Source organism: Nocardioides sp. NBC_00850, assembly GCF_045207335.1.
Lineage (GTDB): Bacteria > Actinomycetota > Actinomycetes > Propionibacteriales > Nocardioidaceae > Nocardioides.
Window position 1 is genome coordinate 1775344 of record NZ_CP108845.1, and the last position, 25109, is coordinate 1800452.

General features: G+C 69.6%; 26 protein-coding genes. 13 read left to right on the plus strand and 13 right to left on the minus strand.

Translation table 11 applies throughout. The features are described from left to right. The first annotated feature begins 119 nt into the window (after window positions 1–119). Together OH802_RS08685 and OH802_RS08690 are read left to right on the plus strand one after the other, a co-directional pair. Window positions 120–1160, plus strand: coding sequence for a vWA domain-containing protein (locus OH802_RS08685; RefSeq protein WP_406027015.1), 1041 nt, complete (start codon window positions 120–122; stop codon window positions 1158–1160). Then, window positions 1153–2283, plus strand: a complete 1131-nt coding sequence (locus OH802_RS08690) for an XdhC family protein (RefSeq protein WP_406027017.1) — start codon at window positions 1153–1155, stop codon at window positions 2281–2283. The genes OH802_RS08685 and OH802_RS08690 overlap by 8 nt, the downstream gene beginning before the upstream one ends. Before the next feature lie 10 nt (window positions 2284–2293). Here OH802_RS08690 and OH802_RS08695 read toward each other — a convergent pair whose 3' ends face one another. Next, window positions 2294–2752 (minus strand): GNAT family N-acetyltransferase, encoded by a 459-nt coding sequence (locus OH802_RS08695; RefSeq protein WP_406027019.1) that lies wholly within the window; start codon window positions 2750–2752, stop codon window positions 2294–2296. Window positions 2753–2871: 119 nt separating this feature from the next. Between OH802_RS08695 and OH802_RS08700 the strand changes: the two genes are divergently transcribed. The 7 genes from OH802_RS08700 (at window position 2872) to OH802_RS08730 (ending at window position 11445) form a co-directional block, all read left to right on the plus strand. Continuing rightward, window positions 2872–4098 carry a transcriptional regulator gene (locus OH802_RS08700; RefSeq protein ID WP_406027022.1) on the plus strand — a complete coding sequence of 409 codons (1227 nt, stop codon included), beginning with the start codon at window positions 2872–2874 and terminating at the stop codon, window positions 4096–4098. Between the two features lie 98 nt (window positions 4099–4196). Then, on the plus strand, window positions 4197–4712 hold the full coding sequence (locus tag OH802_RS08705) for a (2Fe-2S)-binding protein (protein ID WP_350660796.1): 516 nt from the start codon (window positions 4197–4199) through the stop codon (window positions 4710–4712). Beyond that, window positions 4709–7186 carry a xanthine dehydrogenase family protein molybdopterin-binding subunit gene (locus OH802_RS08710; protein WP_406027024.1) on the plus strand — a complete coding sequence of 826 codons (2478 nt, stop codon included), beginning with the start codon at window positions 4709–4711 and terminating at the stop codon, window positions 7184–7186. The genes OH802_RS08705 and OH802_RS08710 overlap by 4 nt, the downstream gene beginning before the upstream one ends. Then, window positions 7183–8037, plus strand: coding sequence for an FAD binding domain-containing protein (locus tag OH802_RS08715; protein WP_406027026.1), 855 nt, complete (start codon window positions 7183–7185; stop codon window positions 8035–8037). Before OH802_RS08710 ends, OH802_RS08715 begins: the two co-directional genes overlap by 4 nt. Before the next feature lie 3 nt (window positions 8038–8040). Then, window positions 8041–8727: an SRPBCC family protein gene (locus tag OH802_RS08720; RefSeq protein ID WP_406027028.1), complete on the plus strand. Its 687-nt coding sequence runs from the start codon at window positions 8041–8043 to the stop codon at window positions 8725–8727. Between the two features lie 107 nt (window positions 8728–8834). After that, the gene (locus OH802_RS08725) at window positions 8835–10316 is read left to right on the plus strand and encodes a flavin-containing monooxygenase (protein ID WP_406027029.1); all 1482 of its coding nucleotides are present in this window, start codon (window positions 8835–8837) and stop codon (window positions 10314–10316) included. Window positions 10317–10476: 160 nt separating this feature from the next. Further along, window positions 10477–11445, plus strand: coding sequence for an AraC family transcriptional regulator (locus OH802_RS08730; protein ID WP_406027031.1), 969 nt, complete (start codon window positions 10477–10479; stop codon window positions 11443–11445). 16 nt (window positions 11446–11461) lie between these two features. Here OH802_RS08730 and OH802_RS08735 read toward each other — a convergent pair whose 3' ends face one another. The 6 genes from OH802_RS08735 to OH802_RS08760 all read right to left on the minus strand — a co-directional run bounded on the left by OH802_RS08735 (window position 11462) and on the right by OH802_RS08760 (window position 16641). After that, the gene (locus tag OH802_RS08735; RefSeq protein ID WP_406027033.1) at window positions 11462–12193 is read right to left on the minus strand and encodes a hypothetical protein; all 732 of its coding nucleotides are present in this window, start codon (window positions 12191–12193) and stop codon (window positions 11462–11464) included. Window positions 12194–12269: 76 nt separating this feature from the next. Beyond that, window positions 12270–13172: a vWA domain-containing protein gene (locus tag OH802_RS08740; protein WP_406027035.1), complete on the minus strand. Its 903-nt coding sequence runs from the start codon at window positions 13170–13172 to the stop codon at window positions 12270–12272. After that, window positions 13169–14248, minus strand: coding sequence for a VWA domain-containing protein (locus OH802_RS08745; RefSeq protein ID WP_406027037.1), 1080 nt, complete (start codon window positions 14246–14248; stop codon window positions 13169–13171). Before OH802_RS08745 ends, OH802_RS08740 begins: the two co-directional genes overlap by 4 nt. Further along, the gene (locus OH802_RS08750) at window positions 14239–14742 is read right to left on the minus strand and encodes a hypothetical protein (RefSeq protein ID WP_406027039.1); all 504 of its coding nucleotides are present in this window, start codon (window positions 14740–14742) and stop codon (window positions 14239–14241) included. The genes OH802_RS08745 and OH802_RS08750 overlap by 10 nt, the downstream gene beginning before the upstream one ends. Further along, a complete protein-coding gene (locus tag OH802_RS08755) occupies window positions 14729–15616 on the minus strand; it encodes a DUF58 domain-containing protein (protein WP_378817360.1) in 888 nt (295 codons plus the stop codon). Before OH802_RS08755 ends, OH802_RS08750 begins: the two co-directional genes overlap by 14 nt. Window positions 15617–15627: 11 nt before the next feature. Further along, window positions 15628–16641, minus strand: coding sequence for an AAA family ATPase (locus OH802_RS08760; RefSeq protein ID WP_406027042.1), 1014 nt, complete (start codon window positions 16639–16641; stop codon window positions 15628–15630). A 187-nt stretch (window positions 16642–16828) separates the two neighbouring features. Between OH802_RS08760 and OH802_RS08765 the strand changes: the two genes are divergently transcribed. Continuing rightward, window positions 16829–17266 (plus strand): hypothetical protein, encoded by a 438-nt coding sequence (locus OH802_RS08765; RefSeq protein WP_406027044.1) that lies wholly within the window; start codon window positions 16829–16831, stop codon window positions 17264–17266. 9 nt (window positions 17267–17275) lie between these two features. On the opposite strand, the gene OH802_RS08770 is transcribed toward OH802_RS08765, so the two are convergent. Further along, window positions 17276–17887: an alpha-ketoglutarate-dependent dioxygenase AlkB gene (locus tag OH802_RS08770; RefSeq protein WP_406027046.1), complete on the minus strand. Its 612-nt coding sequence runs from the start codon at window positions 17885–17887 to the stop codon at window positions 17276–17278. Window positions 17888–18012: 125 nt separating this feature from the next. Here OH802_RS08770 and OH802_RS08775 point away from each other — a divergent pair, with 125 nt between their 5' ends. After that, window positions 18013–18747: a GntR family transcriptional regulator gene (locus tag OH802_RS08775; protein WP_406027048.1), complete on the plus strand. Its 735-nt coding sequence runs from the start codon at window positions 18013–18015 to the stop codon at window positions 18745–18747. A gap of 13 nt (window positions 18748–18760) precedes the next feature. On the opposite strand, the gene OH802_RS08780 is transcribed toward OH802_RS08775, so the two are convergent. Continuing rightward, complete coding sequence (locus OH802_RS08780) at window positions 18761–19111, minus strand: hypothetical protein (RefSeq protein WP_406027050.1); 351 nt, start codon at window positions 19109–19111, stop codon at window positions 18761–18763. 77 nt (window positions 19112–19188) lie between these two features. Between OH802_RS08780 and OH802_RS08785 the strand changes: the two genes are divergently transcribed. Continuing rightward, window positions 19189–19446, plus strand: a complete 258-nt coding sequence (locus OH802_RS08785) for a DUF4031 domain-containing protein (protein ID WP_355021232.1) — start codon at window positions 19189–19191, stop codon at window positions 19444–19446. Here the strand turns inward: OH802_RS08785 and OH802_RS08790 are convergent. From OH802_RS08790 to serA, 3 genes are read right to left on the minus strand one after another with little or no spacing between them, the layout of a single operon-like run. Further along, entirely contained in the window at window positions 19443–20675 is a 1233-nt protein-coding gene (locus OH802_RS08790) for an MFS transporter (RefSeq protein ID WP_406027053.1), read from the minus strand. The two genes, OH802_RS08785 and OH802_RS08790, sit on opposite strands and share 4 nt — an antisense overlap. 40 nt (window positions 20676–20715) lie before the next feature. Beyond that, entirely contained in the window at window positions 20716–21333 is a 618-nt protein-coding gene (locus OH802_RS08795; RefSeq protein WP_406027055.1) for a hypothetical protein, read from the minus strand. A 17-nt stretch (window positions 21334–21350) separates the two neighbouring features. After that, window positions 21351–22547 (minus strand): phosphoglycerate dehydrogenase, encoded by a 1197-nt coding sequence (gene serA, locus OH802_RS08800; protein WP_355224359.1) that lies wholly within the window; start codon window positions 22545–22547, stop codon window positions 21351–21353. 204 nt (window positions 22548–22751) lie between these two features. On the opposite strand from serA, the gene OH802_RS08805 reads away from it, so the two are divergent. Next, window positions 22752–24164 carry a nucleobase:cation symporter-2 family protein gene (locus OH802_RS08805; RefSeq protein ID WP_406027057.1) on the plus strand — a complete coding sequence of 471 codons (1413 nt, stop codon included), beginning with the start codon at window positions 22752–22754 and terminating at the stop codon, window positions 24162–24164. Here the strand turns inward: OH802_RS08805 and OH802_RS08810 are convergent. Continuing rightward, entirely contained in the window at window positions 24152–25015 is an 864-nt protein-coding gene (locus OH802_RS08810; protein WP_406027059.1) for a peptidoglycan-binding protein, read from the minus strand. The genes OH802_RS08805 and OH802_RS08810 overlap by 13 nt on opposite strands. Between the last annotated feature and the right edge of the window lie 94 nt (window positions 25016–25109).

Below are 25109 nucleotides of genomic sequence, written 5' to 3' on the forward strand. Positions count from 1 at the left end.
CTGGCAAAACTGGCACTTCTCAGGCAATGCAACGCCAGAGAAGTGCAGGGATACCCGGTGAACCGGGTATTCCGACAGCGATCTTCCTCGGCTTCACCCGGGCCCTCAGAGCGGCCGGGGTGCAGGTGACCCAGGACCGCGCCCACGGCTTCCTGCAGGCGACCGCGATCGTCGGCGCAGGGGACCCGACCGCCACCTACACGGCCGGACGGGCGACGCTGTGCGCCGGCCCCGACGACCTGCGCCGATACGACCAGGTCTTCGAGGCCTGGTTCGGGTCGACCGCGTCGCTGCCGGGGCCGCAGGGGCCGCCGAGTATGGTCTCGGTCACCTCGACCCTGCCCGAGACCGAGCCGCAGGAAGGCGAGGGGGAGGGCGAGGAGACCGACGACCTGATCAGGGCTCGCGCCAGCGAGATCGAGACCCTGCGGCACCGCGACGTCGCCGAGCTCGACCCTGCCGAGCAGGAGCGCCTGGCGGCCCTGATCGCCCGGCTCCGCCCCCGGGCGCCACGACGGAGGACGCCGCGGCAGGACCCCTGGCGGCGAGGGCGCGTCGACGCCCATCGAACCCTGCGGGCCAGCCTGCGGCACCTCGGCGAGCCGGCCGGGATCCACTACCGCAGGCGTGGCGAGCGGCCGCGCCGCGTGGTGTGGCTGATCGACGTGTCCGGCTCGATGAGCTCCTATGCCGACGTGCTGCTGCGGGTCGCCCACCGGGTGAGCTCGACGACCGGGAGCGGCGCGGTGTTCACCATGGGCACCAGGCTCACCAACGTCACCCGCGCGATGCGCCACCGTGACCCCGACCGTGCGCTCGTCGCGGCCGGCGAGACGGTGCCCGACTGGTCGGGCGGGACCCGGCTCGGTGACAACCTGCAGGCGTTCCTGCGGCGACACCAGGGGCTGGCCAGAGGCGCGGTGGTGGTCATCGCGAGCGACGGTTGGGAGCGCGGCGACACCGCGCTCCTCGAGGAGCAGGCGGCGAGGCTGCACCGCCTCGCACACCGCGTGGTGTGGGCCAACCCACACCGTGGCAAGGTTGGATATGAACCACTGCAGCGAGGCATCATCGCGGTGCTGCCGCACGTGGACGACTTCGTCGCCGGACATTCACTGGCGACGTACGAGGATCTGGTGGAGGTGATCGCGCGTGCGTGACGTACTCGACGATCTGATGAAGTGGTGGGAATCCGGCGAGACCGTGGCGGTGGCCACCGTGGTGGCGACCTTCCAGTCAGCCCCCAGGCCGCCGGGCGCCTCGATGCTCGTCGGCCCCGACGAGAGCGCGGTCGGCTCGGTCTCCGGCGGCTGTGTCGAAGGCGCCGTCTACGAGGTCGCCCGCGAGGTCGCGGAGACCGGCGTGCCGGAGCTCAACCGCTACGGCGTCTCCGACGACGACGCCTTCGCCGTCGGGCTGACCTGCGGCGGCATCCTCGACGTCTTCGTCGAGAAGGTGTCCCAGGAGACCTTCCCGGAGCTCGGCGAGCTCGCCGAGGACGTACGCAGCGGCAGCCCGGTCGCCCTGGCGACCGTCATCGAGCACCCCGATCCCGAGATCCTCGGGCGCCGCGTCCTCATCCGACCCGAAGGGGTCAAGGGGTCGCTGGGCAGCGCCCGGATGGACGACGCCGTCCACGACGACGCGCTGGGGCTCTTGGCCCACGGCACCAACCAGACACTGTCCTATGGGATCGACGGCGAGCGCCGCGGCGAAGGCATGCGGGTCTTCGTCTGGTCCTTTGCCCCCAAGCCCAGGATGCTCGTCTTCGGCGCGATCGACTTCGCCGCCGCCGTCGCCCGCGTCGGTGCGTTCCTCGGCTATCACGTCACCGTCTGCGACGCCCGCCCGGTCTTCGCCACCAACTCGCGCTTCCCCGAGGCCGACGAGGTCGTGGTCGACTGGCCCCACCGCTTCCTGAACCAGGAGGTCGACGCCGGCCGCATCGACCAGCGCACCGTGATCGCCGTCCTGACCCACGACCCGAAGTTCGACGTACCTCTCCTCGAGGTCGCCCTCCGCCTCCCCGACATCGCCTACGTCGGCGCGATGGGCTCGCGCCGCACCCACGACGACCGCCTCGCCCGCCTGGTAGACGCCGGCCTCACCGACGAGGAGATCGCCCGGCTGAGCAGCCCCATCGGCCTCGACCTGGGCGCCCGTACGCCGGAGGAGACCGCCATCTCCATCGCCGCCGAGATCATCGCCGGCCGCTGGGGCGGCTCCGGCGAGCGTCTGGCCAGCACGAGCGGCCGGATCCACCAGGACGTGGAGTACCGCTGACGCGGGTGCGCTACAGCTCCTTCTCGTAGTAGAGCCCCCGGGGCCCGGAGCCGCGGCCCTCGTGGTTGTCGAAGCCGAACTTCTCGTACAGCGCGCGGGCCGAGGTGTCGTCCTCGCTCGTCCCCAGGTCCATGTACGTCGCGCCGCGGGCCTTCGCCTCGTCGATGATCGCCTGCAGCAGGATGGTGCCGAGGCCGTGCCCACGGCGGTCGGGCGCGATGTAGAGCTCGGCGAGGTAGGCCTCGAGCTCCTCGGCCGTGGTCTGCAGGCGGAAGCGGGTGATGCCGTGGCCGACCGCGGGGTCGCCGATCAGCATCACGGTCGTGTCCCCACCCTCGACGAGCCGGCTGAGGTGCCGGGCGAGCTCGTCGACGGGCGGGGCGGGGTAGGCGTACTCGGTGTTGAAGTCGACCTGCAGCTTGGCCGCGGTCTCGAAGTCGGCCCAGGTCGTGGCGGTGCGCGTCTCCATGCATCCACTGTGGCACCGGAACCGGATCCCGAACACCTCTGAGGGGATCGTGAGGCACGTCACAGGGTGCTACCTTGGCAGAACCGAGCCTCAATGGGCCGAGCTCCAAAGGGGGAGTGATGGTTCGTAGCGATCTGCAGGAGCGCCGCATCAGTGCGGCGCGGGCGTGGACCGCCTTCGTGGAGAGCGGCGATGCCGCTGAGGACTTCGTCAGGCCGGAGATCCTGACCAGCTGGACGCGGTCGGCGACGGCCGTCAGACCCGACGTGCGCGAGGCGCCGCTGGCGGACGAGGACGAGACGCGCGAGATGTGGCGTGGCTCGCCGCTCCAGGTGGCGGTCGAGCGGGTCGAGGAGGAGCTGCGGTGCACGGCCGACGACGGTGACCTGGTCATCGCGGTGACCGACCCCGACACCCGGGTGCTGTGGACGTACGGCGGGCGGGTGATGCGGCGGAAGGCAGAGTCGGTCAACTTCGTGCCGGGCGGCCGCTGGGACGACGAGAGCGCCGGCACCAACGCGCTCGACCTCGCCAACCGGACCAACTCCCCGACGATGGTCTTCGGGCCTGAGCACTATGCCGAGGTCGTGCACAACTGGGTCTGCTGGGCCGCGCCGCTCCACGACCCGGTCACCGGCAAGCACCTCGGCGTCCTCGACCTCTCCACGACCTGGGACCGCACCCACCCGATCGGGCTGGCCACCGCCCGCGTGATGGCGCGGCTCATCGAAAGCGCACTCCCGAAGCTGCCGACCCAGCGTGACAGCGAGGAGGCGATCGAGCAGCCCGGGCTGGTGCTGACGCTGCTCGGCACCGCCGAGACCTGGCTCGACGGTCAGCGGCTGCTGCTCAACCGTCGCCAGACCGAGATCCTCGCCCTGCTCGCGCTCCACCCCGAGGGCCTCTCGCTGGAGCGGCTGCACGCGATGGTCTACGGCGACCAGGCGGTCACCTTCTCGACCCTCAAGGCGGAGGTCTCCCACCTGCGCCATGCCCTCGGCGGCCAGGTCGCCTCCCGTCCTTACCGCCTGCTGATGCCGGTCGTGACCGACGTCGAGCAGGTCCTCGCCCTGGTCCGCCACGGCCGGGTGGCCGCTGCCGTCGAGGCGTACGGCGGTGATCTTCTGCCCGGCACCAACAGCCCGGCGCTGGCCGAGATGGCCGAGTACGTCGCGGTCGCGCTGCGCGAGGCGCTGATCGCCGACCCGCAGCCCGATGCGGTGCTGAGCTACAGCGAGCTGGCTCCGTACGACACCGAGGTCGTCGACGTCTGTCTGCGCCGCCTGGGCGGCAGCGCCCACCCCGCGTTGCCCCTGCTCAGGGCGCGGCTGGCTGCCAGCCGCTGACCAAGAAGGGGTACGCCGCCCGAGCAGCCAACCGGGGCCCAACCCTGCGCGTCCTACTGTGATCTGGCCCACACAGTGACGTCTGGCAGGGAGACAACATGGCCCGGATCAGCATGCGCGTCGACGGTATGAAAGTCACCGACGACGTCGAACCGCGAACGCTGCTCGTGCAGTACCTTCGCGAAGGACTCGGCAAGACCGGCACGGTGATCGGTTGCGACACCAGCAACTGCGGCGCCTGCACGGTCCATCTCGACGGCGACTCGGTGAAGTCGTGCAACGTGCTCGCGGTGCAGGCCGACGGGTGCGAGGTGACCACGATCGAGGGCCTCGCCGACACGGTCGAGAGCGACCTCCACCCGGTCCAGGAGGCGTTCCGGGAGTGTCATGGCCTGCAGTGCGGATTCTGTACGCCGGGCATGATCATGCAGTCCGTCGACCTGCTCAAGCGCAACCCTCAGCCCAGCGAGGAAGAGATCCGTGAGGGCATCGAGGGAAACCTGTGTCGCTGCACGGGCTACCACAACATCGTCCGCGCGGTGCAGTACGCCAGCGGCCACCTGGCCACGGCCGCCAGCCCCAAGGGCGCGACCGAGGAGGTGGACGCGCTGTGACCGCCGTAGAAGCTCGTCCGGAGCAGACCAACGAGATCGGCCGCGACCGCCGCCGCAAGGAGGACGCGCGCCTGATCACGGGACGGACCCGCTGGACCGACAACATCAACCTGCCCGGGATGCTGCACCTGGCGATGGTGCGCAGCCCGTTCGCCCACGCCCGGATCACCGGCATCGACACCAGCGCCGCGGAGGAGTCCGAGGGCGTGGTGACCGTGCTGGCCGCCAAGGACTTCGACGAGAGCCTCGGCGTCTGCATCAACGCCTGGCCGATCACGCCCGACCAGAAGACGCCGGCCCACCCGCCGGTGGCCTCCGACCGGGTCACCTTCGCCGGTGAGATCGTCGCGATCGTGGCCGCCCGGTCGGCGGCCGCCGCACGCGACGCCGCCGAGATGGTCGAGGTCGACTACGAGGAGCTCCCCGCCGTCGTCTCCCTCGAGGAGGCGGTCAAGGACGAGGTGCTCGCGCACCCCGACCTCGGCACCAACAAGTCCGCCCTGTGGGTCTTCGACAGCGCCCAGGCCGGCACCGGCGGCAACGTCGACGAGGCGATCTCCTCCGCGAAGAGCGACGGGATCGTCATCGAGCGCACCTACCGCCAGCAGCGCCTGATCCCGGCGTTCATGGAGCCGCGCAGCGTGGTGTGCGACCCGACCGGCGAGCAGATCACCGTGTGGAGCGCCACCCAGATCCCGCACATCCTGCGATTCGCGTTCGCCGCGACCACGGGCGTGCCCGAGTCGAAGATCCGGGTGATCGCGCCCGACGTCGGCGGCGGCTTCGGCGGCAAGCTCCAGCAGACGCCGGAGGAGATGATCGTCTTCGCGATCGCCCGCCGGCTCGGCAAGCCGGTGAAGTACACCGAGACCCGCTCCGAGTCGCTGCTCTCCGCTCACCACGGGAGGGACCAGATCCAGAAGCTGACCCTCTCGGCCACGAAGGACGGCCAGGTCACCGGCCTCAAGGTCGAGCTCGACGCCAACCTGGGGGCGTACGTCGCCATCGTCGGCGGCGGTGTCCCGGTGCTCGGCGCCTTCATGTTCAACGCGATCTACAAGTTCCCGGCCTACCAGTTCAACTGCCAGACGGTGTTCACCAACACCACCTGGACCGACGCCTACCGCGGCGCGGGGCGGCCGGAGGCGACGTACGCCATCGAGCGGCTGATGGACGAGCTGGCCGCCGAGGTCGGGGTCGACCCGCTCGAGATCCGGGAGAAGAACTGGATCAAGCACGAGGAGTTCCCGTTCACGACCATCGCCGGTCTGACCTATGACTCCGGGAACTATGAGGCGGCGACCGCCAGGGCGAAGGAGATGTTCGGCTATGACGCGCTCAGGGCGGAGCAGGCCGAGCGTCGCGCCAACAACGACCCGGTCCAGCTCGGCATCGGCATCTCCACCTTCACCGAGATGTGCGGCCTGGCACCGTCCAGGGTCCTCGGCAGCCTCGACTACGGCGCCGGCGGCTGGGAGCACGCCCAGGTGCGACTGACGCCGACCGGCAAGGTCGAGGTCATCACCGGGGCCAGCGCGCACGGTCAGGGGCACGAGACCGCGTTCAGCCAGATCGTGGCGGACCGTCTCGGCGTAGCCTTCGAGGACGTCGAGGTGCTCCACGGCGACACCCAGATCGCCGCCAAGGGCTACGACACCTACGGGTCCAGGTCGCTGGTCGTGGGTGGCGAGGCGCTGGTGCGGGCTGCCGACAAGGTGCTCGAGAAGGCCAAGCCGATCGCGGCCCACCTGCTCGAGGCGAGCGTCGACGACATGGAGTTCACCGGCGGCAGGTGGACGGTGCGCGGCACCGACCAGGGCATGTCCATCGGCGAGCTGTCCACGGCGGTCTTCGCCGCGCACAACCTGCCTGACGGCGTCGAGGCCAACCTCGACTCCGAGGCCACCTTCGACCCGGAGGCCTTCAACTTCCCGCACGGAACCCACCTGTGCGCGATGGAGGTCGACACCGAGACCGGGCAGGTGAAGATGCGGAAGTACGTCTGCTGCGACGACATCGGCAACATCATCAACCCGCTCATCGTCGCAGGTCAGGTGCACGGTGGCCTAGTGCAGGGCATCGCTCAGGCGCTGTGGGAGGACGCGGTCTACGACGACGCCGGGACCCTGGTGTCGGGCTCGTTCGTGGACTACCTGCTGCCGACCGCGGCCGACACGATCAGCTTCGACATCGACCACACCACCTCGCCTTCGACCACCAACACCCTCGGCACCAAGGGCGTCGGCGAGGCCGGCACGATCGCCTCCACGCCAGCGGTGGTCAACGCGGTCGTCGACGCGCTGCGCCCGCTGGGCGTACACGACGTCACCATGCCCTGCACGCCGGAACGGGTGTGGCGGGCGATCAACGAGGGCTCCTCCGGTGGCGAGACCACCGGTGCGGCCGCAGCACACTTCGATCCGTCGACGGGCATGTCCGGGAACGTCGACCGCACGGAAGGAGACGTCCAGTGATTCCCGCATCGTTCGACTACGTCGCCCCGACCACGGTCGAGGAGGCGCTGGCCGCCCTCGCCCAATACGGCGACGAGGCCAAGATCATCGCCGGCGGACAGAGCCTGCTGCCGGTGCTGAGGATGCGCCTCAACGCCCCGGAGTGGGTCATCGACCTCGGTCGCATCGACTCGCTCCGCGGCGTACGCGACGAGGGTGAGTCGATCTTCGTCGGCGCCATGACGCGCCACTGTGACGTCGCGGCCGATCCTCTGGTCGCCGAGCACGCGGCACTGGTCACGCGTGCCACGGCGACGGTCGCCGACGAGCAGGTACGCCACCGCGGCACGTTCGGTGGCGCGCTCGCCCACGCCGACCCGGCGGGCGACCTCGGAGCCCCGGCCCTTGCCCTGGACGCCGAGTTCGTCATCGCCGGGCCGGCCGGGGAGCGGGTCGTCCCGGGTGCGGAGTTCTTCCTGGGGCTCTTCGAGACGGCCGTCTCCGAGGACGAGCTGCTCATCGGCGTACGCATCCCGAAGCACACCGGATGGACGGCCCACTACGAGAAGTTCGTCCGGGTCGCACACCAGTGGCCGATCTGCGCGGTCGGCGCGACCCTCAAGGTCTCCGGCGGCGTGATCGAGGGCGCGGCGATCGGTCTCACCAACATGGGCTCGACCCCGTTGCGGGCCGCCGGCGTCGAGCAGGCGCTGGTCGGCCAGCAGGCCACCGAGGAGGTCGTACGCAACGCCGCGGCCCTGGCCGCGGACGGCGCCGAGCCGCCCTCCGACCTCAACGGCGACGCCGACTACCGGCGTCATCTGGTCACGGTGCTGACCCGCCGCGCCATCACGAAGGCCCTCGGGGGCTGAGGCGTGGACCTGACGCACGAGTTCACGGTTCCGACCTCGGTCGAGGAGACCTGGAACAGCTTCCTGGACATCGGCTCGATGGCCGAATGCTTCCCGGGAGCACAGGTCACCTCGGCCGAGGGCGACACCTTCACCGGCACGGTGAAGGTCAAGCTCGGCCCGATCGCCATGGTCTACGCCGGCTCCGGCACCTTCGTCGAGAAGGACGAGGCGGCCCGTCGCCTGGTCGTCGAGGCCAAGGGACGGGACAAGCGCGGCAACGGCACCGCCGGCGCCAACGCGACCCTGACGATGGCCCCGGAGGGCACCGGTACGAAGGTCGAGATCGTCACCGATCTCGCGGTCACCGGAAAGCCTGCCCAGTTCGGGCGCGGGGTCATGCAGGACGTCTCCGACAAGCTTCTCGGGCAGTTCGTCGCGTGCCTGGAGTCCAAGTCGGCCCCCGCCGAGGAGCCGCCCGCTGCTGAGGAGCCGTCGGGTGAAGCAAGCCCCGAACCTTCGGAGGCTGCCACCCCGGTGGGGTCACTCGCTCCGCGGGCCGCGGCGCCGAAGCACGCCCAGCAGCCCGAGGCGCTCGACCTCGGCGCCACGGTCGTACCGGTGCTGATCAAGAACTACGGGAAGAAGATCGCCGTCGGGGTAGCCGTCGTCGCGGCGGTGGTGATCGTCTACAAGCTCCTGCGAGGCTGAACCCGTCGCGCAAACCGGATACCACCCGCGCAACGTGGATAGCGAGGGCCGTTCGACCTCTCTAGCGTTTCCATGACGCAGACCCCGCTGCGAGAGGAAACAGAAAAGTGAAGATCGCGGTCATCGGTGCCGGGTTCGCAGGCGTTGCCTCGGCCAAGGTGCTCAGCGAGCTCGGTCACGACGTCACCGTCTACGAGAAGGCCCCGGATGTCGGCGGCGTCTGGAGCCGGACCCGTCGTTACCCGGGCCTGACGACGCAGAACAACAAGGACTCCTACACGCTCTCGGACCTGAGGATGCCCAAGGTGTTCCCGGAGTGGCTAAGCGGCGAGCAGGTGCAGAGCTACCTCGAGATGTACGTCGAGAAGTTCGAGCTCGCCCCGATGATCAGGCTCTCCACCGAGGTGCGGAGTGCCCAGCCGGCTGGAGGGGGCGGCTGGGACATCGCCGTGGCAGGTGAGGACGGCGAGACGACCGAGCACCACGATCATCTGATCGTGGCCAGCGGCGTCTTCTCGGAGCCGTTCGCCCCTGCGTACGACGGGGTCGACGAGCTGGAGGCCGCCGGCGGCCGGATCCTCGCAGCGAGCGAGCTGCATGACCTGGAGACGGTCAAGGGCAAGGACGTCGTGGTCGTCGGCTACGGGAAGTCGGCCTGCGACGTGGCGGTCGAGATCGCGAAGGAGGCGGCCTCGACCACCGTGGTCGCACGGCAGCTTTTGTGGAAGATGCCCCGCAAGATCAAGGGCGTCCTCAACTACAAGATGCTGCTGCTCACGCGCCTGGGTGAGGGACTTTTCCCCTACCAGAGCATCCGCGGGGCCGAGAAGGCCCTGCACGCGGGCGGCTCGAAGATGGCCGGCTCGATGGTCGGCAGCGTCGAGTCGGTCACCAGCAGCCAGCTCAAGCTGAAGAAGCTCGGGCTGCTGCCCAAGGGCCAGTTCACCGACATCGCCCGCTCGACGGTCTCGCTGGCCACCGAAGGCTTCTTCGAGGGCGTCGAGGCCGGTGACATCGCGGTCGAGCGAGACACCGAGATCGCCGCCTTCGTGACGAAGGAGGGCAAGCCGTACGCAGAGCTCGCCAACGGGCGCGCGGTGCCCGCCGACGTCGTGGTGACCGCGACCGGCTTCAAGCAGGAGCTCCCGTTCTTCTCCGAGGAGATCCAGGACCAGCTCACCGACGACAATGGCGACTACCAGCTCTACCGCCAGATCCTGCCGCTGAGCGTGAAGGACCTGACCTTCGCCGGCTACAACTCCTCGTTCTTCTCGCCGCTCTCGGCCGAGATGAGCGCCGTCTGGATCGGCTCGCACCTCGGTGGCGGCCACGAGGTCCCGCTGGTGGAGGAGATGGAGGCCCATGTCACCGCGCGGCTGGCCTGGATGCGGGAGCGCACCGACGGCCACCACGCCCGCGGCACCAACATCATCCCGTTCTCGATGCACAACATCGACGAGGTTCTCGGTGACGTCGGCATCGACGTCAGCAAGCGGGTCAAGGCAGTGCAGTGGCTGCTGCCGATCGACCCGAAGGCGTACGCCTCCATCACTCCCAGACTCGTGGAGAAGCTGGCAGCGAGGAGCTAGTACGGCGAGATGTCGGTGCTGGGTGGGGCCGGCATCTCGTTTCGGGACTGGATCAGGACCTGGGCTGGGACCTTAGACAGTGATTGCGTTGTGTTCGCGTTGACGCGGCGCTGGCTCCGCTACGCTCTTCGGTCAATCGAGCACGCTCCAGGAGCCTCCCTTGCCCCGTCCTCTGTTGGGTCGTCACACCGTTGTCGCCACCACTGACGTGGACCAGGCCAGAGAAGCCGTAGCCGAACGATTCTGTGCCCATTACCTGGCGCTGACCAAGGCCGGCTCCCACCTCGACATGGTGCACAACGCCGCGCCGCTGGGCGAGGACGTGATGCTCAATTACATGCGCTACGGCGACGAGGTGCGGATCACTCCCGGCACCTTCGACGACTTCTACCTGATCCAGCTCCCGCTGGCCGGCACCGCCAAGGTCAAGGTGGGGGACCACGTCGTCCTCGCCGACCGCACCCGCGCCTCGATCGGCTCGCCGACCGAACCGGTCGACATGCTCTGGTCCGACGGCTGCGAGAAGCTGCAGGTCTACATCCGGCGCAGCGCCGTCGAGGAGGCGGCCGCGGGCATCGGCGGCTCCGGGCCGGTGGTCTTCGATCCCAGCCTCGACCTCGGCCGGCCCGAGGTGCGCGACTGGCTGAAGATGGTGCGGCTGGCCTACGACAATGTCGAAGCCGGTGGCTCACTGCTGAGCTCTCCGCTGGTGGCCGCGCCCTACGAGCAGGCGCTCATCGGGGGACTGCTGACGATCCAGGCCAACACCTCCCTCGAGATCGTCTCCGAGACCGGATCTCCCACCATCTCCCGGGCCGTTCGCATGGCCGTGGACCTCCTCGAGGCCCACCCCGAGCGCCCCTGGAAGGTCGCCGAGCTGGCCCGATCAGTCGGCGTCTCCACCCGCACGCTGCAGGAGGCGTTCCAGCGCGACCTCGACACCACCCCGCTGGAGTACTGGCGGCGTACGCGGCTCGACCGGGCCTACACCGACCTGCTCGCCGCCGACGCCACCGCCACCTCGGTCACCGAGATCGCCGCCCAGTGGGGATTCTTCCACCTCGGCCGGTTCTCCCAGGCGTACCGGGCTCAGTTCCAGGAGCTCCCGTCTCAGACGCTCATGCGCTGAGTATTACCGCTGAAGCTCACCACTGGGGCTCGTCGCTGAACCCGCCGTAGTCGTCGAGGTCGGCGTCGTCGCGGCGGTAGTCCTCGCCGTCGCCGTTGCGCCGGTCGAGCTTGTCCTCCTTCTCGTCCTGGTTCTGCGGCTCCTCGGGCGGGTCTTCCTGCTCCTCGGGCTTGATCCGCACCTTCGGGGTCAGCTTCTCCTTCAGGCGCTCCTCGACGGACTCGCCCTGCTGGGACTGCTCGGGGCCCTGGCCGGCGTCGGTGGGGCAGTCGCCCTCCTTCAGCGTGGCCAGCGCCTCCTCGTACGCCGCCTTCGCGCCGGCCTGGTCGCCGGCGTCCCGGGCGCGGTCGCCGATCGCCTCCTGGGTCAGCGACATGTTGATGCGTACGGTGCACTCGTGGTCCTCGGGCACGCGCTCCAGCGCCTCGCCGTAGTAGGCGACCGCGCGGGCGTTCTCGCCGAGCAGGAAGGCGGCGTTGCCGGCGTCGAAGTGGGCGATCCAGGCCTGCAGGAAGTTGAGGTCGCGGTTGGCCGAGTAGTGCTCCATCGCGGTCGCGGCGTCGCGTACGTCCCAGGCGTCCCGGCCGCCGCGGTCGTGGTGATCCATCAGGATCACCTTCCCCAGGAAGGCCAGGCCGATCACCACCGGCACGATTCCGGCGAGCAGCAGCGCGCGCCGCACCTGCTCGCGAGGAGTGCGTAGCGGTTGCGGCTCGGTCGAGTCGACAGGCGTCTCGGTGAGGGTCATGCCACCGCCTCCGTAGCGCAAGCGCGAGAACACGGAGGCGCTGGCATGACATCTGTTGCCGCTCGCTGACGCTCGCTCATGACAGCACCTCCTCGGCCTCGTGTGCACGGCGGCGATGGCCCCACAGCTCCCACAGCAAGAGTGCCAGGAGCGGGAAGCCGAAGAGCCAGGCCCGGGACGTCTCGCCGCCGGCGGAGGTCTCCTCGGTGAGCATCTCGGAGTCCCAGGTCGAGGCCTCCGTGGTGATCTCCTTGGTCTCCTTCGTCGTGCGGTGAAGGGTCTGAAGACCCATCTGGCCTGCGATCTCGCGCAGGTTGGCGAGGTCGATCCGGGACCGGGCGTCCTGGCCGTCGCCGTCCTTGAGGTAGCCGTCCTGGGGACGTTCGTCGTCCCAGGGCATCCGGCCGCCCTCCTCGGTGCCGTAGCCCAGCACCATGCCGCCGGCCGAGAGGTCGTCGACCTCGGCGAACGACTGCTGGTCGACGCCATCGCGGGTGTTCTCGCCGTCGGATGCGAACACCACGATCCGGCGCCGCTCGGGGAAGCGCTCCTGGTCACGCTCCAGGGCCTCGATCATCTCGTCGCGCGGAGCGTCGACCATCGAGCCGGACCCGTCGAAGGCCCGCTCGGCGTAGAGCCCGTCGACCCAGGCGTTGAAGGCGGTGGTGTCGTAGGTGAACGGCATCTCGGTGCGGACGACCTCGCCGCCGAAGGTGATCGCGCCGAACCGCACCGAGGGCAGCGCTGCCGAGAGCGCCTTGAGGTCCTTCTTGAGCTGCGTCATCCGGGCCTCGCCGCCGGGTGCGTCCTCGGCGACCATCGACCGTGTCCGGTCGACCACGACGAGGACATCGAGATCGGCCGTACGCATCTCCGCCGGCGCCGCGCCCCAGCTCGGCCGCACCAGCACGACGACGGTGAGCAGGACGATCAGCACGCGGCGTACGAGCGTGAGGATCTGCCACCCACGGGCGCTCATCGGGCCACCTCGCTCGGTGGCCGGGTCTGCGGGGGCAACGAGCCTCCGGGCGGCGTCGGCGCGGGCGACGGGCCGGGGGACAGCCGACCGGAGCGGACCAGGGCATAGACCCACCCGGCGATCAGCATGAGGACCCCGAGGACGATCGTCGCGATCGGCCAGCCGGGAGCGTCGCGGATCTGGTACTTCGGCGGCTCGATGACCTCGTCGGCCGAGAGCCGGTCGATGCCGGCCAGGATCGAGTCGATCGAGCCGTCGTCACCGAGCAGCGAGAAGGTGCCGCCGGTGTCGGTCACCGCCTTGTCGAAGGTGGCGCGCTTGTCCTCCTGGAAGCTGAGGTCAGCGGAGCCGATGCCGTAGAGCCGGACGTCGCGCTCCTTGGCGAACTCGGTGGCCTCGGGCAGCGTGTAGACCGGAGGGCCGCCCTGCGGGTCGTTGTCGGAGGCGACGATGACCGCCCGGCCGCGCTCGGAGTTGGACAGGTCGAAGCGCTTGACGCAGGAGACGATCCCGTCGCTGATCAGGCTCGCCCGCTCCTTGCCGAGGTAGGTGCCGGCGACGTACTCCTGGTCGCCGAGGGCGAAGGCCCGGCCGGCCCGCGCCAGCTCGTCCTGCACCCAGCCGTAGTCGTCGGTGAGCGGGAAGACGGTGACCGCGGCGTCGCTCCACAGCACGAGGCTGACCCGCTCGCCGTTGAGGCCGGCGACGAGCTGGGAGTAGGCCTGGGTGACCTGGGTGTCCTCGTCGAACATCGAGGTCGAGGCGTCCAGGCAGAGCACGATGTCGCGGGTGGAGTAGCGGTTCTGGGTGATGTCGGTGGCCTGCGGCCGGGCGATCAGCCAGATGCAGCCGATCGCCGCGAGCGCGATCCCCGCGGTCTGCCACCAGGACAGCCACCGCTGCTGGGTCGCGAGCTCACGGAACCGGGGGAGACGCTTGAGCCGCGCGGTGTGGGCGACGAGCACCGCGTCGGCCGGGCGGCGATGCACCCGGGCGGCGAACACGACGATCGCGGCGATCGCGATGATGGTGAGGACCAGCACGATCGCGCCGAGAACGGGCCATCTCAGGTCCATGTCGTCACCACCTGACGAGCCCGGCTCAGCGCCTCGGGGAAGCGCTCGGCAGCCTTGCCCTCCTCCTCGGAGGCGAAGGCGGGCGGGTACATCACCTCGACGGCCATCGCCAGCGGGCGAGTGCGGGGGTCGCTGCGTACAGTCGCCTTCAGGTCGGCGAGGACCATCTTGTCGGCCGGGATCTGACTGACCTCGGCGACGTAGTCGCGCACGGTGCGGCTCAGGTGCTGGTGGCCGACCCGCGCCGGGACGTCGCCACGGTGCACCGCCCGCTCGATCCGGTCGATCTCGGCGAGGTGCTCGGCACGGAGGTCACGAGGCTCGGGCACCCAGGGGGTCTCGACCTCGACGACCGGCCGGCGCTTGCGGGTCAGCAGGATGACCGCGAGGTAGTAGAGCGCCACCGCGGCGAGCAGCGCGAGCGCGAGCACCAGCCACCAGCCCGAGTGGGCCAGTGGCTGCTGGAACTCCTCGGGGACGCTACCGGCGCGCATGGCGGTGCCTCTCCAGGAGATGGAAGACCGCGCCGATGGCGGTGGCGTCGTCCTGGACGCGCTGGTAGGCGATGCCCAGGCGGTCCAGGGTGCCGCGCAGGCCGTGCTCCTCGGCGGCGGCCAGCTCGGCGTACTGGGCCTGGAGGACCGCGTCGCCGGTGAGCCATCCGGGCAGGGCGGAGACGGTGTCGATGTCGACCGTCGGGGCGCCACCGGCCACGGCAGTGGTGGGGTCGAGGTCGTCGATGCCGGCGACCAGGACCTCGTGCTGAACGGTGAGGCGGCGCAGGACCGCGGCCATCTCGTCACTGACCGAGTGCTCGTCGGTGACGACGAGCAGGATCGCCCGGCGGCGTACGTTGGTGGCGATGTGGCGCAGGACCGCGACGATGTCGGCCTCGGCGGAATCGGGGGTGATCGCCTCGTGGGCCTGCCCGAGCGCCCGCTCGAGCGCGACCTCGGTGTCGGCGGGCTTGGTGAGCTTCTGGGTCTCCGAGTCGCCGTAGGCGACCGCGACCTTGTCGCCGTGGCGTACGCCCAGCCAGCCGACCAGGCCGGCGGTGAAGATCGCCAGCTCGCGCTTGGTCGTGGTGCCGGTGGCCTGGGCCGCCATGCTCCGGCCGGTGGAGATCGCCAGCAGCACCAGATGCTGGCGCTCGGCGGTGAACCGCTTGACCAGCAGGCTCCGGGACCGGGCCGTCGCCTTCCAGTCGATGTCCTTGACGTCGTCGCCGGGGACGTACTCCCTCAGATCGTGGAAATCCATGCTGCGCCCGGTCTGGACGCTGGCGTACTCCCCGTCGAGCAGGCCCAGGACCTTGCGGTGGGCATGGATCATCAACCGCGTGCGGATCCGGGGAAGGTACGTCGCCATGGCTACGCCACTCAGGGGCTCGGGACAGCGCGGACCAGCGCGTCGACCAGCATCTCGGGCTGGACCTTCTCGGCCAGCGCCTCGAAGCTGAGGTGGAGCCGGTGGCGCAGGATGCTGTGGCGCAGCTCGCGCACGTCCTCGGGAGTCACGTAGGAGCGGCCGAGCAGCAGCGCCGCCGCGCGCGACGCCTGCAGGAACGCGATCGAGGCACGCGGGGACGCGCCGATCTCGACGTAGGAACCCGTCTCCGGCCCGAGGAGCTGGCGGGCGTTGCGGGTGGCCTGGACGAGGGCGACGATGTAGCGCTTGATCGCCGGGTCGACGTAGACGCGCTTGGTCAGCTCCTGGAGCCAGATCACGTCGTCGGGGTCGGCGACCGGACGGGTCACCTCGTGGTCGGGCCCGAGCGTGCCGGCCTCGATGCGCTCCAGGACGACGAGTTCCTCGGCGTCGCTGGGATAGTTGACGATCTCCTTGAGCAGGAACCGGTCCATCTGTGCGTGCGGGAGGACGTAGGTGCCCTCCTCCTCGATCGGGTTCTGCGTGGCGAGCACCATGAACGGGCGCGGCAGCGGGTGGATGTGGCCCGCGATGCTCGTCTGGCGCTCCTGCATCGCCTCGAGCATGGCGCTCTGCGTCTTGGCGGAGCTTCGGTTGATCTCGTCCAGCAGCACGAAGTTGGCGTGCACCGGGCCGAGCTGGGTCTCGAACTCGTGGTTGCGCTGGTCGTAGACCTGGGTGCCGATGATGTCGCTCGGCAGCAGGTCGGGGGTGCACTGGATCCTGGAGAACTGCGCCTTGACCGTCTGCGACAGCGTCGAGGCGGCCAGCGTCTTGGCCAGCCCGGGCACGCTCTCGAGCAGCACGTGACCCTCGGAGAGGAGCGCGATCAGCAGCGCCGTCCTGAGCCGCTCCTGGCCGACCACACGGCTGCTGAAGGCGGTGCTGACCCGCCCGACGATCTCCTTCGCCCTGGCGATCTCCTCAGCGGACGGCGGGGCGAGGGGTGGTGCGGTGGTGGTCAAGGCGGCTCCAGGGGCGTCGGCTGTCAGTCCCATCCTTTCCTACCAGCGTACGGAACGCATCTGGGACCCACCTCGGGACGGTTGAGATCGGCGCTGGGCGGGCTTCTCGGTACGGGAACGGTACGGGTTCGAGGCGAGCGCGGGACCGACCACGATGGGCCGCAAGATCCGCTCAGAAAGGTTCACCGTGCCCCACCTCTCCACCCGGCTACGAGTCCTGCTCGTCGCCTTCGCCCTTGTTGCCGGCCTGGCGCCGATCGGCGTCGCCGTCGCAACGAAGCCGGTCCCTGCCGAAGCAGGCTCGATCCGGATCGACATCGCGGCGATCCAGTCGGCCACCGCCTCCTTGAGGAACCAGCGCAACTACCTCGCCGCCCATCGCACGTGGAGGGCGTGGTCGCCGCGGCTCTCGAGCGTGAGCAGCCAGTTCGACTCGATCGAGGGCCAGTTGATGGGTCAGGCGAGGACCGCCGTGGCGACGTACGAGGCGGCCTTCCTGACTCGCGCGAGAAATCGCAGCTACGTCAGTGCGGTCAGGGTCCTCGACACGTTCATCGGCAGGATGAATGCCGCGATCGACAGCTACTACCGCGGCGAAGGGCTCAGCATGCGTCCCTTCGGCTGATCCCGAACCTCAGAAGACGTTGCGGGGGCGGAACTGGACCGAGATCCGGGGGCCGGCGGAGGCGACCTTGGGGATGGCGTGCTCCCAGGTGCGCTGGCAGGAGCCGCCCATGACGACGAGGTCGCCGTGGCCCATCTGGATGCTCATCCCCTTGCCCCCGCCGTGGGGGCGGAGCGCGAGGCGGCGGGGGTCGCCGACGGAGATGATCGCGACCATCGTGTCGTCGGTGCGGCCCCGGCCGATCTTGTCGCCGTGCCAGGCGACCGAGTCGTGGCCGTTGCGGTAGTAGCAGCAGCCCGCGGTCACGAACGGCTCACCCAGCTCGGGCAGGTAGTGGGCGGTGAGGCGGCCGCGGGCCTCGGCGAGACGGGGATGGGGGAGCGGGTCGCCCTGCAGATAGGTGTGCAGGAGCCGAGGTACGTCGACGACGCGGTCGTACATCTGCCGGCGCTCCTCGTGCCAGGGGACGTCGCTGACCAGCGCGGCGAAGACGTCGTCGGGATCGGGCAGCCAGCCGCGGGCGATGTCCACCCAGGCTCCGCGGTCCAGCTGGATCCGCTCGTAGGTCGTCTCGGTGGTCTCGTCGTCTGTGGGGGCGAAGAGTGTTCCCTGGAAGTCCACCCCTTCACCATACCTCGTGATCGAACATGTGTTCTAGTGAAATCGGCCATCGTTGTTTCGTTGCAGCCGATCTGCCTCATCTCGTTGCAATGTCACAACTTGACCAAACTCGGGACGTACGCGAGGTGTACACCTACGCTCTGGTCATGGTCCGGTCGGTCGAGGGAGAGCGGTCGCTCAAGCACGTCCAGATCCGTGAGTACGTCAGGGAACTGGTCATCGGCGAAAGCCCTGGTGCCTCCGCGCCCTCCGAGCGGGAGCTGGTCCAGAAGTTCAGCGTCGCCCGAGCCACCGTGCGGCAGGCGCTCGACGCGCTCGTCGCCGACGGTCTGCTGGTCCGGATCCCGGGCCGGGGCACCTTCGTGGCGCGTCCGCCGCGGGCCGCGAGTCCGGTGCTCGGGTTCAGCGAGGAGATGGCGCGCCGGGGGATGCAGGCGTCCTCCGAGACGCTGTTGCTCGGCCGCGAGAAGGCCGGGCCCACCATCGCCCGCTCGCTGGGCATCAGGGAGGGTGCGGCCGTCATCCACTGGCGGCGACTACGCCGCGGTGACGGGGTGCCGATCTGCATCGAGGACGTCTACCTCGACGAGGCGATCGTGCCCGGGATGCTCGAGCGGACCGCGCCGACCAGCCTCTACGCCGAGCTGGCCACTCGCCAGATGCGGCCGTCGTGGGTCGACGACACGTTCCGTGCGGATGTGGCCAACATCGAGGAGGCCACCCTGCTCGGCCTCTCGGTCGGTGTCCCGGTGCTTCGCAGGCAGCGGAAGTCGGTTTCGGGTGACCGCTACGTCGAGGTGTGCCGCTCGGTCTACCGTGCCGACCGGTATGCGCTGCACCTGCAGCTCGGCCCGTCCTGACCTTCTGAGCTGGTCAGAGGTCGCCGAGCGGCGCGACCACGTCGCCGCTCTCCTCGCAGACCCAGATCGGGTCCGGACCTCCCAGGTCGGGGGTGATGTGGAGCGAGTGCACCGGCGACTCGGGCGGGCACGAGGTGCACACCGGCCAGCGCGCGGAGGCCTCGCCGTCGAAGAGCAGGTCCTGCACGTCCTGGGCGACCAGGCCGGCGACGTACGCCTTGCCCTCCGGCCACTGCTCCACCCACCAGCCGCGCTCGGTCATCGCGTCCTCGAGAGCGGAGACGGCTGCCGCACCGGCGAGTCCGCGGGCATCGAGGTCATGGAGCACCCTCGCCCGAGCCTCGAACAGCACTGTCGTGTTCATCAGGAACCATTCTTGCCGACCGGTCAAGGCTGTGGGCTCAGGGTGGCACCCAAGGATGGACGCTGTAACAATGGCCCGTGATCCTCATCGACCCGCCGAACGTACCCAGTCGCGGCCGGATGTGGTCGCACCTCGCCAGCGACACCTCCTACGAGGAGCTGCACGCCTTCGCGAGCCGGATGGGCATCCCGGCCCGAGGCTTCGACCGGGACCACTACGACGTACCCGCCGAGGTCTACGACGACATGGTCGCCGCGGGTGCCGTCGAGGTCACCTCTCGGGTTCTGGTCTCCGCTCTCCTCGCCGCCGGCCTGCGCCGCCGCAAACCCCGTTAAGCGGGTGACTTCTCGCCCGGCGGGAGTGACGCCTCAGCTGGGGTGGACATCCGTCGGGTGGTGAGCCAGATGGCCGCCGCGATGAGCAGGCCGAGGCCGCCGCCGAGGAGGAAGCCGCCCTGCCAGCCGATCAGGTCGATGGCGAAGCCGGCGGTAGGGGCGCCGACGGCGCTGCCGAGGGTGATGGCCGAGCCGTGCCAGCCCATGACCTCGCCGCGTACGGTCGAGGGGACGCTGCTGGTGATCGCCTCGAGCGCGGCGGTCAGGGTCGGCGCGCAGAAGAAGCCGCTGAGCAGGAGCAGGACGGCGAAGGAGATCGGGTCCCAGGCGAACGCGGTCAGCACCGTCGTCGCACCCAGCAGGACGAGCATCACCGCGGTGGAGGGGTGGCTGTTGAGGGCGCCGTAGATGAGTGCGCCGAGCAGCGAGCCGAGCGCCCAGATCGCCATGACGATCCCGAGCAGGGCGGTGCGGTCGAAGTCGCGCATCGCGGCGACGGTGCCGAGGTCCTCGGCGATCAGGATGAGCGAGGCGGTGAAGGTGCCGGCGAGCAGGAGCGTGACGCCCGGGTTCACCCACGAGGGGAGCCCGAATCGGCGCTTCGGGACGGCGTCACTCGGGACGGCGTCGCTCGGGACGGTCGGCTCGCCCTCGGTGATCATCGGGTTGAACAGCCACAGCACGACCGCCGCGGCGATCCCGAGCCACTGGATCAGCAGCATCGCCCAGGCGGTGCCGAAGTAGCTGGCGCCGAGCACGCCGATCACCGGTCCGACCATGAAGCCCAGCTCGGTCATCATCGCGTCGGCGCTCAGCGCCGCGGTGCGCTGCCCGGGACCGACCGAGCGGATCATCACCTGGCGCACGACCGAGAAGGACGGGACCGTGAAGAGCCCGGCGACGGCGACCAGCGCGAGCAGCGGGAGGTAGCCGACCCAGGGAGCGATCGACCAGGCGATCGGGAGGACGGCCAGCGGGAGCAGGAGCGTACGCCGCAGGCCGAGGCGGTCGAGGAGCCGACCGAGCCAGGGCGCGGAGATCGCCATCGCGATCGCGAGCATCGTCGAGACCAGGCCGGCCTCGGCGTAGGAGCGGTCCAGCGGGCCGACCACGTGAAGGGTCACGATGACAGAGGACGCCGGCATCGGGATCCGCAGGAACAGACCCAGCACGAGGATGCGGCGAACGTCGGGGATCCGCCACAGGTCGGCGTACGTCTGGAAGCTCACCGATAGATTCTGTCACCGGTGAGCGGTTCTTTACGAATCGTTATCGGTCGGGTGACAGGTATGTGTTCAGGGTCTCCATCTCGGCCGAGATGTTGGCCCGTGCGGCGGCCTCCCAGCTGATCCTCGCGAAGGGTGTCGAGAAGAGCGACTCCTTCTCCAGCAGCCGCTCCAGGACCTGGGCACGACCGACGCGGAACTCCTCGTCGGACAGGTGCTGGTACTCCTCTCGGACGGTCGCGGCGTACTCCGCATAGCGCTCCGTCGACGCCGCCAGGATCGCCAGGTCGGCATCGGAGAGCACCCGGCCGCTGTGATCGTCGGGAGCGGGGTCGTGGGTCTCGGTCAGCCGCACCAGCCGGGCGACCTCGGCCACGGCGTCGGCATCCAGGTAGGCGCCCAGCGCGTCCTCGGCCCAGGTGGCCGAACGCTCCTCGGCGTCCCGCTCCCCGTCGTAGACGGAGTCGTGGAAGAACGCCGCCAAGGTGACCGTGAGCGGGTCGAAGCGCTCTCCCTCCGCCCGCAGTTCCTCGATCCGGTCCAGCACCTCGGTGAGGTGCCGGCGGTCGTGATAGCGGCGGGTCGGTTCGTCGTACGCTGCCAGGACGTCATCGAGAAGGTCGGTCGCCTCTGGCAGCGGCCAATGTTGCGGGAGTTCCATGAGCCAGAACGCTAGCGTCAGGCGTGGTAGGCGCGCACCCACCTGGTGTGCGGGTTGGCTGTGATCTTCTCCAGCGTCGTCGCAGGTACGTCGGTCACGTCGGTGACCACGAAGCCGGTCTCACCGGCGGTGGCGAGGTATTGACCGGTCACGTTGACACCCTCGGCGGCGAGCAGCGCGTTGAGCTCGGCGAGCACGCCCGGGACGCTGTCGTGCAGCAGCGCGAGGCGCGCACCGGCGGCCAGCGGCGGCGGCTGGACGGCCGGCAGGTTGACGCTCAGCGCGGTCGAGCCGGAGCGGATGAAGTCGCGCAGCTTGCCGGAGACGAACCAGCCGATCTCCTCCTGGGCCTCCTGCGTCGAGCCGCCGACGTGCGGGGTCAGGATGACGTTGTCGAGACCCTGCAGCGGGCTCTCGAAGGCGTCGCCCTGGGCCTTGGGCTCGATCGGGAAGACGTCGAGCGCGGCGCCGGCGATGTGGCCGGACTCGATGTGCTTGCGCAGCGCGTCGTTGTCGACCAGGAAGCCGCGCGCGGCGTTGATGAACAGCGAACGCGGCTTCATCTTCGCGAACTGCTCCTCGCCGAACATGCCCAGGTTGCCCGGGCGTCCGTCGATGTGGATGGAGACCACGTCGGCCTCCTCCAGGAGCGCGTCGAGGGACTTCATCCGGCGCGCGTTGCCGTGGGCCAGCCGGTCGGCGATGTCGTAGAAGATGACGTACATCCCCAGCGCCTCGGCGATGTTGGAGAGCTGGGTGCCGATGTTGCCGTAGCCCACGATGCCCAACGTGCGGCCGCGGATCTCGTGGGAGCCCTTCGCGGACTTGTCCCAGACGCCGGCGTGCATCTTCTCGGTCTTCTCCGGCAGCCGTCGCGCCAGGGAGATGATGTAGCCGATGACCAGCTCGACGACCGAGCGGGTGTTGGAGTAGGGGGCGTTGAAGACGGCCACGCCGCGCTCGGCGGCTCCGGCCAGGTCGACCTGGTTGGTGCCGATGCAGAAGCAGCCGATCGCCTTGAGGTCGGTGGCCGCGTCCAGCACGCGCGGGGTGATGTGGGTGTTGGACCGGATGCCGAGCAGCGTCACGCCCGGAAGGTCGGCCACCAGCTCGTCCTCGGAGAGAGACTTGCTGCGCAGCTCGACCTCGAAGCCGGCCTTCTCGAGGTTCTCGACAGCGACGGGATGGATGTTCTCCAGGAGCAGCGCCTTCATGGTTCAAGCGTAGGCCCGTTGGAAGGGGTGCCCGGAATCGTCGCCACGGGTCGGACTGTGCGGCCAGGACAGGACGGCCTGAAACATCCGTTGCAGCCTTGAAACAGTCGTGCAATCCAGGTGACGGAGCCCCGAAACCGATGACAGCCATCCTGATGGTTCCCCCATGAGCCGGCGCCGGTGCCGGCAGCCCAAGGAGGCGACATGTCCCTCATCGATACGTTCCGGACCGGCCGGAAGGGCACGCATCCGGTCGACGACGTACCTCCGCTGGCGCAGCTGGTGCCCCTCGGCCTCCAGCACGTGCTGGCGATGTACGCCGGCGCGGTTGCGGTGCCTCTGATCGTCGGTGGTGCGATGGTCGGTGCTGGGCAGCTCGAGCGCGGCGACATCGTGCACCTGATCATGGCCGACCTCCTGGTCGCCGGCATCGCGACGATCCTGCAGGCCGTGGGTGTGGGCCCCTTCGGCGTACGCCTCCCGCTGATGCAGGGAGTCACCTTCGCCGCAGTGGGGCCGATGATCTCGATCGGGACCGCGCACGGGATCACCGCGATCTACGGCTCGGTGATCGCCTCCGGCGTCTTCATGATCCTGGCCGCGCCGTTCTTCGGGAGGCTGATCAGGTTCTTCCCGCCGCTGGTGACCGGCACGATCATCCTCATCATCGGTGTCTCCCTGATGCGGGTCGCGGCCGGCTGGTTCGGCGGCGGCACCGCGCTGGGTCCCGACTTCGGGGCGCCCAGGGCGATCGCGATGGCGTTCGGGACGCTGCTGATCGTGGTGCTGCTGGAGCGGTTCGCGCCGCCGTCGATCCGGCGGATCTCGGTGCTGTGCGCGCTGATCCTCGGCACCCTGATCGCCATCCCGCTCGGGATGACCGACTGGTCCGGCGTCGGCGAGGCCGACTGGGTCGGTGTCGTCACGCCGTTCCAGTTCGGGATGCCCACCTTCGAGATCTCCGCGGTGATCGCGATGATCATCGTCGCCATCGTGGTGATGACCGAGACCACCGGCGACATGATCGCGGTCGGCGAGATCGTGGACCGGCCGGTGACCCCGCGCGGCCTCGCGGACGGGCTCCGCGCCGACGGCGCCGGCACGCTCCTCGGCGGGATCATGAACACCTTCCCCTACACCGCGTTCGCGCAGAACGTGGGGCTCGTCGCCATGAGCGGGGTGCGCTCTCGACACGTCGCAACCTGTGCCGGGGTGATCCTCGTCGGACTGGGCCTGGTGCCGAAGCTCGCCGCGGTCGTCGAGGGCGTACCTCAGCCGGTGCTCGGTGGCGCCGGGATCGCGCTGTTCGGCATGGTCGCGGCCACCGGCATCCGCACCCTGTCGAAGGCGAGGCTCGACAACGGCAACATCCTGGTCGTCGCGATCTCCCTCGGTGTCGCGATGCTCACCGAGGCGAAGATCTCCTATTCAGCCGATGGGACCAACGTCGTCCTCGACCTCTACGCACGCTTCCCCGACTGGTTCCAGACGATCTTCCACTCGGGCATCTCCGCCGGGGCGATCACCGCGATCGCGCTGAACCTGCTCCTCAACGGCCGGCGAGAGCCTCGGGAGCAGGCTCAGGACGAGCCTCAGGACCAGCCTCAGGACCAGTAGATGACGACCCCGTCGCCGATGTCGACCTGGTCGTAGAGCGAGGTGATCGCGCCGTAGTCGCGCACGTTCACGCAGCCGTGGGAGGCGCCGTTGTAGCCGTTGGCGGCGAAGTCGGGGGAGTAGTGGACCGCCTGGCCGCCGGAGAAGAACATCGCGAACGGCATCGGGGTCTTGTAGATGGAGGAGACGTGGTCGCGGCTCTTGGCGAAGACCGAGAACTGGCCCTCGCGGGTGGGCAGCTCCTGCGAGCCGAACCGCACCTCGACGCTCAGCTGTACGGTCCCGCCGACGACCCAGCGCAGCACCGAGGTGGACTTGTCGATGCACATCACCCGGCCGGTCAGGCAGCGCGGGTCGAGCTTGCCGGAGGGCACTGGCGGCGGCGCGTTGGTCAGCTCGGCCTCGGTCGGCTCGCGGGTCATCGCGTGCAGCCGGTCGAGCGTGGTCTGGTCCACGAAGCCGGTGACCGCGATGCCGCGCTTGCCCTGGAAACCGGAGACGGCCTCGGTGGTGACGTTGCCGTAGAACCCGGTCACGCCTGCGTTGAACCAGCCGATCTGCTTCAGGCGCGCCTGCAGGTCACGTACGTCGTCACCGCTGTCGCCCTTGCCGAAGAGCCGCGGACCCGAGGTCGGGGACGGCTTCGGGTCGGGCTTCGGCTTCGCGCTGGGCGACGGTGTCGGCGTGGCGCTCGGCGATGCCGAGGGGCTGGCGGAGGAGGAGCCCGCGGCCGGTGAGGCAGTCGCCTCGGGCGCAGGCGCGGCGGCCGGCTCCACGGCGCAGGCCGCGAACGTCGTTGCCAACAGGGCGGCGAGCGCCCCGGCGATCAATCCCCGGATGACCATCTTCATCGCCTCACTTCGGACCAGGGCCCTCAAGGTGCTGTTACTTCAAGTAACGCGGGGCCGACGACATGGTGATGTCCGAACCGGGTTCTCCGGTTGC

Coding starts and splice junctions, on each gene's coding strand:
- OH802_RS08755 (WP_378817360.1), bottom strand. CDS start 15,616: ATGGCGACGTACCTTCCCCGGATCCGCACGCGGTTGATGATCCATGCC.
- OH802_RS08735 (WP_406027033.1), bottom strand. CDS start 12,193: ATGACCCTCACCGAGACGCCTGTCGACTCGACCGAGCCGCAACCGCTA.
- OH802_RS08805 (WP_406027057.1), top strand. CDS start 22,752: ATGTCCCTCATCGATACGTTCCGGACCGGCCGGAAGGGCACGCATCCG.
- OH802_RS08705 (WP_350660796.1), top strand. CDS start 4,197: ATGGCCCGGATCAGCATGCGCGTCGACGGTATGAAAGTCACCGACGAC.
- OH802_RS08780 (WP_406027050.1), bottom strand. CDS start 19,111: ATGAACACGACAGTGCTGTTCGAGGCTCGGGCGAGGGTGCTCCATGAC.
- OH802_RS08750 (WP_406027039.1), bottom strand. CDS start 14,742: ATGCGCGCCGGTAGCGTCCCCGAGGAGTTCCAGCAGCCACTGGCCCAC.
- OH802_RS08740 (WP_406027035.1), bottom strand. CDS start 13,172: ATGAGCGCCCGTGGGTGGCAGATCCTCACGCTCGTACGCCGCGTGCTG.
- OH802_RS08810 (WP_406027059.1), bottom strand. CDS start 25,015: ATGAAGATGGTCATCCGGGGATTGATCGCCGGGGCGCTCGCCGCCCTG.
- OH802_RS08745 (WP_406027037.1), bottom strand. CDS start 14,248: ATGGACCTGAGATGGCCCGTTCTCGGCGCGATCGTGCTGGTCCTCACC.
- serA (WP_355224359.1), bottom strand. CDS start 22,547: ATGAAGGCGCTGCTCCTGGAGAACATCCATCCCGTCGCTGTCGAGAAC.
- OH802_RS08695 (WP_406027019.1), bottom strand. CDS start 2,752: ATGGAGACGCGCACCGCCACGACCTGGGCCGACTTCGAGACCGCGGCC.
- OH802_RS08795 (WP_406027055.1), bottom strand. CDS start 21,333: ATGGAACTCCCGCAACATTGGCCGCTGCCAGAGGCGACCGACCTTCTC.
- OH802_RS08700 (WP_406027022.1), top strand. CDS start 2,872: ATGGTTCGTAGCGATCTGCAGGAGCGCCGCATCAGTGCGGCGCGGGCG.